General features: G+C 37.9%; 7 protein-coding genes. 3 read left to right on the top strand and 4 right to left on the bottom strand.

What is annotated here, in order from left to right:
- Positions 1-103 precede the first annotated feature (103 nt).
- The 3 genes from DXB58_RS04555 (at position 104) to DXB58_RS04540 (ending at position 6,587) form a co-directional block, all read left to right on the top strand.
- Entirely contained in the window at positions 104-979 is an 876-nt protein-coding gene (locus DXB58_RS04555) for a DMT family transporter (RefSeq protein WP_122136046.1), read from the top strand.
- Positions 980-1,515: 536 nt separating this feature from the next.
- Entirely contained in the window at positions 1,516-4,098 is a 2,583-nt protein-coding gene (locus DXB58_RS04545) for a zinc-dependent metalloprotease (protein ID WP_122136045.1), read from the top strand.
- Positions 4,095-6,587 carry a zinc-dependent metalloprotease gene (locus DXB58_RS04540; protein WP_122136044.1) on the top strand — a complete coding sequence of 831 codons (2,493 nt, stop codon included), beginning with the start codon at positions 4,095-4,097 and terminating at the stop codon, positions 6,585-6,587. Before DXB58_RS04545 ends, DXB58_RS04540 begins: the two co-directional genes overlap by 4 nt.
- A 54-nt stretch (positions 6,588-6,641) precedes the next feature.
- Here DXB58_RS04540 and DXB58_RS04535 read toward each other — a convergent pair whose 3' ends face one another.
- From DXB58_RS04535 to DXB58_RS04520, 4 genes are read right to left on the bottom strand one after another with little or no spacing between them, the layout of a single operon-like run.
- A complete protein-coding gene (locus DXB58_RS04535) occupies positions 6,642-7,931 on the bottom strand; it encodes a hypothetical protein (protein WP_122136043.1) in 1,290 nt (429 codons plus the stop codon).
- A 12-nt stretch (positions 7,932-7,943) separates the two neighbouring features.
- Complete coding sequence (locus DXB58_RS04530; RefSeq protein ID WP_115483879.1) at positions 7,944-8,147, bottom strand: hypothetical protein; 204 nt, start codon at positions 8,145-8,147, stop codon at positions 7,944-7,946.
- A gap of 19 nt (positions 8,148-8,166) precedes the next feature.
- The gene (locus DXB58_RS04525) at positions 8,167-9,549 is read right to left on the bottom strand and encodes a RagB/SusD family nutrient uptake outer membrane protein (protein WP_122136042.1); all 1,383 of its coding nucleotides are present in this window, start codon (positions 9,547-9,549) and stop codon (positions 8,167-8,169) included.
- Between the two features lie 14 nt (positions 9,550-9,563).
- Positions 9,564-12,875 carry a SusC/RagA family TonB-linked outer membrane protein gene (locus DXB58_RS04520; protein WP_122136041.1) on the bottom strand — a complete coding sequence of 1,104 codons (3,312 nt, stop codon included), beginning with the start codon at positions 12,873-12,875 and terminating at the stop codon, positions 9,564-9,566.
- Between the last annotated feature and the right edge of the window lie 93 nt (positions 12,876-12,968).

Raw genomic sequence — 12,968 nt, 5'->3', positions numbered from 1 at the left:
CTTTGAACATAAACAAAGGTACGGGCTTTTTGTTACTTCTCCAAACAAACATTCCATAACTTCTCGCTATCTTTGTACTCTATTAAAAAACATCACCATCACTATGGAATTGAAGCATGGATATTACCATCTGATTGCGATACTTGTAGTTGCTATTTGGGGACTAACCTTTATATCAACCAAAGTACTGATTAATCACGGACTGACCCCACAGGAGATATTCCTTTATCGTTTTCTCATTGCTTATCTGGGTATTTGGGTGATTTCTCCCAAACGTCTGTTTGCGGGTAATTGGAAAGACGAACTTTGGTTGATGGCAGGAGGTCTTTTCGGTGGTTCACTCTATTTCTTTACCGAAAATACAGCTTTAGGAATCACGCAAGCATCTAATGTAGCTTTCATCATTTGTACAGCTCCTTTACTTACCACCATTCTTTCCCTTCTCTTTTATAAGAGTGAAAAAGCCACCAAAGGTTTGATTTATGGTTCCATATTAGCTTTAATCGGAGTGGGACTGGTGGTCTTTAACGGCAGTTTTGTACTTAAATTATCTCCGGTAGGGGATTTGCTTACTTTACTTGCCGCCCTGTCGTGGGCATTTTATAGTTTGGTGATAAAGAAAATGACGGGGCGTTACCCCACTGTATTTATCACTCGCAAGATATTCTTTTATGGAGTATTGACCATACTTCCCGCCTTTCTTCTTCATCCGCTGCAACCGGATCTTGATATACTTTTAAAACCGATTGTATTATCCAATCTTTTGTTTCTAGCTGTTCTGGCTTCCTTGATATGTTATGTCCTCTGGAATGTGGTCTTAAAACAGTTGGGAACTGTTAGAGCTTCCAGTTATATCTATCTCAATCCGTTAGTGACAATGGTGGCATCCATAATCATTCTTCACGAACAAATCACGTGGATTACATTATTGGGAGCAGGTTGCATTATATTTGGAGTCTATCAGGCAGAAAAGAAATAAATAGGTAAAACCACACAAGAAATAACAAATATAAGAGTGACAAAAAGGAAAAAGAAACGCATTAGTGAAAAGATGCGGAGATACAATCTCAGTTTACAGCGTCCCCAAGAGGAATTCCGTCGGCGTGTGATAGAGTCGGAGAGAATGAGGAAGGAAAGGGAACCGGAAGAAAGGAGGAGAGAACGGTGGAGAAAATGGAAGAAATGGCTTGGATTAGCCGATTTTACTGAATATGACGGTCCGTTTCCCATTTTTATATCTGCAGTGTTCTTTTTAGTGATTTTTTTAGGTGGGATAAGTTTATGCGTTTTAGGATTGTTCAAGGACCCATATAAGATTCAAATAATGCCAATCTTATATGGTATACTTTTAACCATTTGGAGTGCGAAAGCCTTGATAATCTTTTATCCTGTTCTAAAAGCAGTCATAATCGCTTTATTTGAAGACAGAAAAAAGTAGATTTTATTGGAGATAATTCTTTATAATTCTTAGATTTGTATTCTATTACTAGAGTATGAATTAACACTATTATCAAAATGAAAAGAATTTGGGTGGCTCTTTTAGTATTTTCTATGCTGGGAGGAGCTGTATCAGCAAATGCTATTTCTTTTAAACGTAAAAAGACAAAAAAGAAAGAATCCGTTGAGAAAGAAAAAACTGCTTATGATAAACTGTTCTCATCTAATCATTCGAAAGCAGAAGGTTTCATCACTGTACACAAAGTGAAAGAAAAAGTTTATTTTGAACTTCCATTATCGTTGTTGAAACGTGATATGTTGTTGGGTTCTGCAGTTACAGAAATCAGTGATAATAGAAATGCCATTATAGGATCAAAACCTACCGAACCTATTCATTTTCGTTTTGAAAAACTGAATAACAAAATCTGTCTGTCTGCTATTCAAACAGATAATGTGAGTGGTGATAATGACAATCGATTGAAGACGGCTATTGCATTAAGCAACATGGATGCCATATTGCAAGCCTTTGATATTTCTGCTTATAATAATGATAGTACGGCTGTTGTGTTTGATGTTACCGGTTTTTTTGTGGGTGACAATAAGCTAATAGATCCTTTTGATAAATATAGTGCAAATATGTCGAGAGGACGTAAGCGTTCCACTTCTTTTCAAAGTAGCAAGTCGTTTGTTGATGGTTTTAAAGCTTTTAAGGACAATATATCTGTCCGGAGTTGCCTAAGTTATACTTATTCGTTGACCGGAGGTAGTGGAAAAGACATTAAGGATGAACCTCTGACTGCAAAGGTGACACGTTCTATCCTGTTATTGGATTCTGTTCCCTACCGTCCCCGATTGATGGATAGCCGGATTGGTATTTTCCCGACTATAAAAAAAGAATATTCGGCAACCAAACAGACGATGCGGGCAATCTATTATGCAAATCGCTGGCGTTTGGAGCCTTCTGATTTAAAAAGTTATGTAGAGGGTAAAAAGGTGACACCTGTGAAGCCGATTGTTTTTTATGTAGATAGTTGTTTCCCTGATAGTTGGAAAGCATCTATATTTGAAGCTGTCAACCAATGGAATGAACCATTTGAAAAAATAGGTTTTACACAAGCTATCCAGGCTAAAGAATTTCCGAAAGACGATCCGGAATTTGATGCGGATAATTTGAAATACTCTTGTATTCGTTATGCACCGATTGCTATTGAAAATGCAATGGGTCCCTCTTGGGTAGACCCGCGCAGTGGAGAAATACTGAATGCTTCTGTATATCTGTATCATGATGTTATAAAGTTGTTGAATAACTGGATTTTTATCCAGACTGCTCAAGCTGACAAACGTGTCCGTCATAAAGTTATTCCAAGGGAAGTGATGGATGATGCTTTACGTTATGTCGTTTCACACGAAGTAGGACATTGTCTCGGATTTATGCACAATATGAGTGCTTCTTCCGTCATTCCGGTGGACTCTCTGCGTTCTCCTTCGTTTACACAGAGACATGGCACCACTACCTCTATAATGGATTATGCACGTTTTAATTATGTGGCACAACCCGGTGATATGGAGCGTGGGGTTCGTATGATGCCTCCCCGCTTTGGGCTGTATGATGATTATTTGATCCGTTGGAATTATACACCAGTACCGGAAGCTAAAACAGAGGAAGAAGAGTATGCGATTACTTCAAAGTGGATTACGGATTTATCCGGTGATCCTGTATATCGGTATGGAAAACAACAGTCGGATATACTTGACCCTCGTTCTCAAACGGAAGATCTGGGAGATGATGCGGTAAAAGCAACTCAATATGGTGTGAAAAACCTGAAGTATATCCTGGCTAATCTGAATCAATGGCTGGATAAGGAAGATAATGATTATAAACACCGATCTGCTATTTATGATGGTATTATAATGCAGTATTTGACTTATATGTTGCATGTTTATCATAATATCGGTGGCATTTATCTGCATGAAAAACTGGTGGGTGATAAAGTGGAAGCTCTAGAAAGTGAACCGAAGGAGAAGCAAAAAGAGGCAATGAGTTATTTTCTGGAACAGTTGGAAACGCTGGATTGGTTAGATAACAGCGATGTATTGGATAAGTTGCCTATGGTTGGTAAACCTTCTGATGCTTTGCGTAATGTGCTGATGAAATTATTGATGGCGGCTCCTGCCCGTGTGGAATTTTCGGCACTGAAAGCTGAAGGCGATAAATATGATGTTGACGAATGTATGAATGACATTTATGAATACATCTGGAGTCCTACTTTGAAAGGGCGTAAATTAACCTCTACTCAAATGAAGTTGCAGAATTTATTTATTAAACAGTTAGTTTCAACGGCAAAGATTAATTGGAATAAAGATTCAAAATCATTGGCAGATGAGGATGTTTGGGAATCGTTAACCACGCTTCATCATAAGATAGGGGAAGGACACAAAGGATGTTGTGTGTCGGATTTGGAACGTATGTTTAATCCTGTAGCCGGATTTGAAGAACCAATGGCCGAGTACTTTGTCCCCAGAAATCAGGAGAGTATGTGTTATGGTTATTTCTTGCGGGTGCGCGACTTATTGAATAATCAAAAGCAACATGTCGATAAAGATACTCGACTTCACTATCAATTATTGCTTCATCAAATGAATAATGCGTTAAACAGATGATTATGAAGAATAAATATATCCTTTTACTTTTTTTGTCGGTCTTTGCCCTGTCCGTTTCTTATCCTTTGGAAGGGGCAGTTAAGAAAAAGAAAAAAACAGAGCAGGTAAAATCGAAGAGTGATTATGAAAAGCTATTGAAAGGTAAATCCAATAGCGTGGAGTCCAAGGGATTAATGAATCTTTATTGGATTGAGAATAAGATATATATGGAAATACCTAAGGCTGTTTTAGGTAAACGTCTGTTGATGGGAGGGGTGGTTGATAAAGTTAGTAATCCGCAGGAATCGTCCGTGGGATTTCGCCCTGCCACTTCTTTGCAGGTGAGATTTTGCCAATCTGATTCGTTGGTCAGACTTTATCGGGTTGCCAATCGTCCGATTACCGGTGATGACTCTCGTATCGGCGATGCATTGAAAAAGAGCTTTAGTGATATTGTTTTGGAGCAGTTTCCAATCAAGGCTTATTCTCCTGATAGTGCTTTGGTGATTGATGTTACTTCTTATGTGTTTAAAGATGACGAATACATGAATCCGATAGATCCGAAGGCATATAATACAATGGATGGCTGGGTGAAAAGGAAGGCTACTTTTAAACAAGACCGGTCGATGATATCCGGGATTGCCTCTTACTCGGATAATGTATCTATCTCATGCAATATGAGTTATAGTCTTGCCATGTCGTTATTCGGGCTTTTCCCGATAGCAGACGATATTCCTTTCAGTGCGGTTGTGAAGCGTACATTTATGTTATTACCGGAGGATGAAGATTATCTTCCTCGTTTGGCAGATCCTCGTGTTGGTACTCTATGGAGTGACAAGGTTAGCTTTTCGGATGAAGCGCAAGGAAGTGAAGTGCAGTATTGGGTGAATCGTTGGAATTTGACAGAGGAAAACCCTATTGTCTTTTATGTAGATACTCTGTTGCCCGAAAGCTGGCAGCGTTGTGTGTATCGTAGTGCTGATATATGGAAGAAGTCTTTTCAGAAGATTGGTTTTCCAAATGCGCTGGTAGTGAAGCCTTATCCTAAAGACGGTACGGTGTTTGATGCCAATAATATTACTAAATCCTGTATTCGTTATGTCATTTCACCGTCTAACCAGATTACAGACAACTGTTGGAGTGATCCGTTGACAGGAGAGATTATAAGTGCCAATATTTACATTCCGCACAACTTGGCATCGAAAATCCAGTTGGATTATTTTCTGCAAACATCTTCTTTTAATGAGAAGGCTCGTACGTTGCTGCCCGATGAGGGCTTGGTAGAGGAAGCGTTAACGTCTTTATTATTGAGGCATTGGGGACATTGTTTGGGGTTGAGTGATAATATGGCAGGATCTATTGCTTATCCTGTTGATTCGCTTCGTTCGAAGGAGTTTGTTAAGCAGCATGGGTTATCTGCTTCCGTTATGGATAAGCTCCCCATGAACTATTTGCTTTCTGATGATAGTTATAGTGAAGGAATGCCTCTGGTGCAATCGGTGTTAGGGGTATATGATGATTGGGTAATTCGTTATTTGTATCAACCTATGAAAAAGACTACGCCGCAGGAGGAATTATCCGGTTTGCAATCGTTGATATCTGAACGTAACCACAATCCGTTATTGTTGTTTAAAGGGTCGCAAAACAGGAAAGCGTATTATGACCCTCGTGGAATGGAAAGGGATTTAGGGAATGATGCTATCCGTTCGGCAACAATAGCTTGTGAGAATATAGCGAAAGTAATAAAGAATGCCAACCAGTGGTTGGACAAGGAGGATGTGGACTATGAGCTGCGTGCTGTTTTATATGGTCATATCATCAAGCAGGTGAATGAATATATGAAGCATGTACTGCAACAAGTGGGTGGTATTTATTTGAATGATAGTTACTATGGAGATGTTTATCCTTCTTTTCAATCAGTGCCAAAAGAGGTTCAGCGCCAATCTTTTTTGTGGATGCTGGATGCGATTGAAAAGATGACATGGATGGATGATAAGGAATTGCTGAATCATTGTGCCTTAACAGGGAGTGTTACCGATTATTCTCAAAAATTCCTGGGAAACTTGGTATTAGTGCAGTTGAGTAATATTTGGCTTAGTGAAAGTAAATCGAATGATCCTTACACGCAACAGCAGGCTATTTCAGATCTGATAAGTTTCTTATTCAAGGAAGCCAGGATGGGCAAGAGTTCTGCTGAATTTAAGCGTTTTATGCAAGGACAATTCTTGAATGCTGTTATTTCATGGTCGGATGTAAGTCCGGTAAAAGAAAAAGGTTCATCATCCGGTTCTTCTAGCTTTGCGGTTGGAGAAACTAATTCTCATTGGGGAATGGAGCCAATTGAAAGCATTTCATATCTGTCTGTTCCGGCAAGAGCTCATTTCTGGTATGGATGTTTGATGGATTTGAAACAGGAATATACAAAAGCTAAAGCAATGGCACCGACGAAAAAGTTAAGAGAGGATTATGATTATCGGTTGTTTATAATTGAGAAGGCGTTGAGAAAATAAGATATGTATAATTTGAATTAAGGATGCCCGAGCCATACGGGCATCCTTAATTTTTTATTCTTCTTCTATTCGTGTGAATTTATATGTAATACCAAACATTTCAGCATCAAATCCTCCCCATTGTTCATAGGAGTACGTAAAGAAATCGGTTGGAATATAGTCGTGGATATAGACATAAATATTGTTATCGTCTATTTTATCTAATCCCAAAAGGGCATCACCAATTTCTGTTTTTGTAGAAAAGAGTTTGTTTATATTGGTTATTTTAAAATAGGGGACCATTATATAGTCAAATATAGAAGCATCAAGGAACTCTTTGTTTATATGATCGAATGTAACTTTGTGTTCTGGTCCACAGAAATATTTTTTCAAACCTCCAGTCATGTGGGGAATAATTCTATCGACTCCGCCTTCGTTAGTAAATTCCAAATAGTCACCAGCAGCAAAATCTTTAGGTAATTTTCCTTCAAAATCGTTACTGGGGAGTTCTTCCTCACCCCATACATAAAAACCATCTTCGTTGCTAAGCTCAACAGGTTTCCATTTGCCTAATAAGTCGATAAATTTTAATTGATCCAATTTTACAGTGAAGGTAGTGAATGAACCTGCATAATATAAATCAGGATCTTCTCCTTCCGGGGCTTTCAATTCAAGGATGGCTTCTTTTCCAGCATAATCTTCTGCTCCTTCTACTATATTAACGCTGAAGTTGACTTGTCGCGTACCTTTCGGAATAGTTATAGAAGTTGAGTGATTCTCGATTTCAAAATCAGTATCCAATTCTGCAGTACTGGAAGAAGATATTTTTAATGGAAGTACAATGTCTGTTTGAGGGATGTAGCTTCGTCCACTAATTTCACCTTGTATTTCAACCCATATTTGGATAGAACTAAGAATGCGGGAATAAGAAGTGGTGAATGAGTACATAATACGTTCTTTGGTTTCTATCGGAATGATAGCCACATTCTTATCTCCTAAGCTATATCCTGCTACCGGATTGATAGACAAACGGATTTCTTTTCCTTGGGCTAGATTATTTTTGGGGGTTATTGTTATTTGGGCATTTGTTTCTCCTGCCTTTATTATAAATTCTTTAGCTGATATTTCGTATTCATCATCTAACACTGCTGAACCATCGATGGTTATAGGAACTATCAGATCATTTTCTGGAGCTACAGAGGCTTTTAGTTCTATATTTAAACTTCCAGTAGCCGGTAGAACATAGATAGAGCGGCTAAAGGAGAGATTTGCCCCTGCATCATCATCATTATTGCATGAAGTAACCATCATTGCCAATAATGTTATTGTCAGAATTTTAGTTATTTCCTTTATTATAGTTTTCATCTTTCTTTAATTTTACTGATTAATGGCAGTATTATATTCATTCCAACGTTCTTGGACTTCTTCCCGTTCTTGAGCGGTGAGAATTACTCCGGTTGGAAGTAAATAATCACTTGTTGTATCATCTACTTTAGGAGTTAACTCTTCAGATTCGTCACAGGCTGAAAAAGTACTAAAGGATATGATGAATATAAATATTGTATATAATAGCTTTTTCATTGTTCTAGTGTATTAATGGTTATTCAATATATCCTGGGTTTTGTATGATAAGCCCAGGAAATAGGTTCACATCAGATTTGGGAATAGGGAAAGTATATAAATATTTTTCCGTTACATATTTTTTCCCATTAGCGGCAATCCAGAATTCTGGACGTCCATTACGTTTTAGCTCAAACCAACGATCACCTTCCAAAAATAGTTCTTTCCTACGTTCACAAAGGATAGCTGACATTAATTTGGTAAGTGGTGTCCCTGTTGCATCTGTCGTAATATTCTGTTTAAAAACTTCAGGGAGATTATCCATTGTATAAGCTATATAATTTTCCGTAATTCGTTTGGAACGTAATAAATTCAAATATTCTAATGCTTCAGTCTCTTTACCTAAATGTGCGTATGCTTCAGCAATGATAAGACATAACTCTTCACTACGGAATTTTGTGGTAACGACTTTAGTTGTTATTCGTTTGGTATTAAACCCTGAATTACGGATATCATTTGGGGTATTACCAAAAAGGTCTACTAAGTTTTTGCATACAGGGCGTTTCTGGACATTTGTTTGAGCAGTTAGATATCCCATGCTTGCAACATCATTCTCATTTGTATATGAACGTATAATGACGTTCTTAGTTGGCTCTAATTTTTGATTTATAGCGTTAACATACTCGTCAGCTTCAAGCATTGGATATTTATCTAAAACTTCTTTAGCATAAATAATGGCATTATTCCAGTCTTGTGTCCAAAAGAAGAAGCGTGCCATATAGGCTTTAGTTATTGGTGCAGTAAAAATATAGTTTTTATCTGTTGAGTTGTATGATAGCGCATGTTGGAATCCTTTCAATATAAAATCGGCTGTTTCTTTAAGAGTGGACCGGCTTGGCTTGGCTTCGATATCAAATTCGTCCACGAGAGGTAATCCTAGTGTTTCGGAAACTGTTTGTAATTGATAAGGTTCACAATAACGTATCATTAAATTGTAGTAGCAAATAGAACGGATGCTCCATGCGGTTCCTAATAAGGTTTTGGCCGTTTCTGATTCTGTATCTTCCATCTCTCCAATGATTATGTTGCAATCTTTGATAGCGGAATATAATGTTGAATAGTATTTTTGATTTCTGTTGATACTAGTTCCTGCATATAAATCTATTGTTCCATAGCTACTAGCTAAGGTGCCGTCCAGATCTTCTGCAAAAAGTTCTAAATCGGCAGTTCGTTCAGGTGAAAGAACGATAACATCATCTAGACCTTTTTCAATATCATCTAACCAATAATGAAGGATAGAAGAAAATTCTTCAGCAGTTTTGGGTATAACCTTACCTTTGGGTTTTACATCCAGGTATTTAGTACATGAGGTGAGTGCGATACACAAACTGCAACATATAAATATAAATAGTTTTCTTTTCATTGTCTTTTTGCTTTTTAGAATCCTACATTTACGCTAAACATAACGGACCGGCTTACAGGATAAGTTGCTCCTGGTGTTTCCGGATCCATGCCTTTATAGCTTGTGACAGTTATAAAATTGTTGAGTGCCATCGAAAAATCTACATTTGAAAGATTGGTTTGTTTCAGTAGTTTTTTGGGCAGTGTATAACCTAAAATTATGCTTTTGATACGCATATATGATAGATTTGTAAGAAAAGCTCCTCGAGTTATTTCTTTACTCATAGGATTGTAATAGTTAAAACCATATGCTTCACCAAATACATTCCAAACTCGGGGATAGGTACCATCGGTATTAGTAGTCGTCCACCGGTCGGCAGCAATCTTGGGAACATTTAAATGTTGGGCGAATAAATCGTTTTGGAAGACTTGTGTTGATTGATTTTGTACTCCTCCCCCTGTGTTTTGGTATGAGGCGGGGGATTCAATGTACTCAAACTGTTTAGCTCCTGTTGCAAAAGTACCATTAACACTCAATCTAATACCTTTATACTCTGCTGTTACATTGAAACCTCCGGTTACAGGAGCTTCGTCTGTTCCTAGATAATAACGATAGTTATCTGATTTATTCAAATCTGTGGCGGTATGTATTTCTGCATCCGGGCGTAATTGGAAGGTATAAAGTCCTGTATCAGGGTCTATACCTGTAAATCTGCCGCTGTAAATAGCGCCTACAGGATAGCCTTCCCATAGATTGGAATATCCCATAGATTTATATGATGGATTATATTTAGCTACTATATTCAAGTTGTAGGCAAGATTGGCAGATAAAGCCAATGTGAAATCTCTACTTTTTACAGGGGTTCCGTTTAAGGTGATTTCAATACCTTTGTTTTCTAACTCTGCAGTATTGTATCTTTGACTGGTATATCCGGTAGTTGATAATACTTGCACACTTGTTACTATATCGGAACTTTTTCGGTAATATCCTTCGATGATACCATTCAGACGGTCATTAAATAGTCCGAAATCTAAGGCTAATTTTACATCTTGAGTCTTTTCCCAGCGTAAGTCCGGATTAGGTGGTGTGGTGATACTGCCAATATGAAAAACATTATTTGATACATTGCGGTAATCATCAAAATAGTTGATGATGATTTGTGGACTTACGCTACGGTTGATATTACCAGTGAATCCGGTTGCCAGACGGAGGGTTAACCGGTTTAATACCGGTTTGAGAGATTGCATAAAGTTTTCTTCACTGATATTCCACGCAGCACCTGCAGCCCAGTTGGGATTGAATTGTTTGTCACTACCAAAATTGGAACTACCATCAGTGCGGAAAGAAGCATTCAGCACATATTTATTTTTATAATAATAGTCGGCGGAAGCATAGAAGGAAGCAAAACGTTGTTCATTCCATGTTTCTCCGGTAGAGGCATCGAGGGCTGCCAAATACTCTTTTAATTGTGCATATCCGATACCTTCCGTGGTTGATGGCAGTGGGGTGATTGTATTGCCTGTTATTGCATCATAACCATATCGTTTGCTATACAGACTGTTTGATTTACTTCCACGGAGCTCGGCACCAGCGATAAGGGAAATAGAGTGGTCATTTCCGAATTGATCGTCATAAGCGAAGTGTCCGCGTACCATATAACTTTCGTTGTCAATATTGCGTTGTAATATAGAGGCATACTCTTTCTGACTTAACCCATCTACTGATAAACGATTGTCCAAAGCAGCTTTCGTATCACTGTTGTAGATCTCTTTTAAACGGTTAGTGGAATAAGTGAACGAAGCTAATCCGACAAAACGTAATTTGCTGATAATACTATAATCGATTCCTGTCCGTACGGTAGTATTGACATTTTTGGTGCGTGAAGAAGTTTCATTCATCTCACGCATGATATTGAAGCCACTGTCGGGAACAGTTTTTCTGGATGTTTTTTTATTATTATATTCTCCTAATGAATAATAGGTTTCATCTGCTCTGTAGCTACCATCTGTATTATATGGACTTTCGTATGGATTAGCAAAATAAGCATAAGTAAATGGATTGATGTTATTTAATGCTGGCGATTTAGAGTATTGATAGGACATTGATGCCCCAAAATCCAATTTTACTTTTTGGTTGGGGTTCATAGAAAGGTTAGCAGTTATATTATAACGATCGTAGTCATTATTTTTTAATAGACCGGCATTACGTGTATATGATAATGATGTATAGTAAGTATATTTTTCTCCTCCTCCACTAATGGATAGATTGTGCGTAGTGGATACGCCATTACGAAATAGTTCGTCGTACCAATTAGTGTTTGTTTGTCCTAATTCGTTAATATAGCTATCCTGTTGTTCTTTATTCCATCCTTCAAAACGACCTTTTCCGGATCTAATAATACCTACTATACCTACGATAGGATAATCTGTTTTTCCTGCTTCAAAGCCGGGAGCAGAAAATTCATCCCATAATCCTTGTTCATATGCAAGCTTTTCTTTTGAATTCATCAAAGAATAATCTCGTTGGGGTGACAAAGTGACGGAAACATTACCAGAATAGTTAACTCTGGTTTTTCCTTGTTTTCCTTTTTTGGTAGTAACGACAATTACACCACCTGCGGCTCGTGAACCATAAATTGCTGTGGCGGAGGCATCTTTTAAGATAGTGATACTTTCAATATCACTCGGATTGATCCCTGCAACACCATTCATGAATAAATCATCAAACTGGCCCGATTTTATTTCAGAACTATTGGGCATGTCTGCTGTACTTCCCTGCATAGGAACTCCGTCAATTACCCATAGTGGCTCACCGTCTCCGGTAACAGTATTGGTACCTCTGATTCGTATTTTTTGTGTACTACCGGGCTGTCCGGTTACAGCTGATACGGCTACACCCGCAATTTTACCTTGCATTAAGGCGTCAACAGTCGGTTGAGCCTGATCTTTTAGCTGATCGGCAGTAATGATGCCTACTGAACCTGTCATCTTTTTAAATGTGGTTTGAGTATAACCAGTGATAACAACCTGATCGAGTTCACTTGTTTCTGCCTCCATTTGTATTTTGATGAAAGAGGTTGTCCCTTTTAGTAAACGCTCTGCATTTTTCATACCGATATAGGAAAAAACAAGCGTTTTCCCTTCTTTTACTTCCTTGATGGAAAACTTACCATCAATATCTGTGGTAACACCAACTTGGGGGACTTCCTTATAGCGGACGGAAACGCCAACTAATGGTACCCCACTTTCGTCAGTTACAATACCCTTTACTGTTACCTGTGCATTTGCAAATAATGGTAAAATTAAAGCAAAAAGTAGTGTCAATGAAAAAATGGGAATTTTATTCATAATTATATTAATTTGGTTTGTATAGATGCAAATGTATTATTCTTAGCCGATATAAACAAGAAAAATGCTAATATTTGTATGCAGAATATGAAT

Origin of the sequence: Bacteroides sp. OM05-10AA (assembly GCF_003439055.1) — a bacterium.
Taxonomy (GTDB): Bacteria; Bacteroidota; Bacteroidia; order Bacteroidales; family Bacteroidaceae; genus Bacteroides; species Bacteroides intestinigallinarum.
Note: the sequence above shows the minus strand (reverse complement) of the source record. Positions and strands in the feature narration are given on the sequence as shown.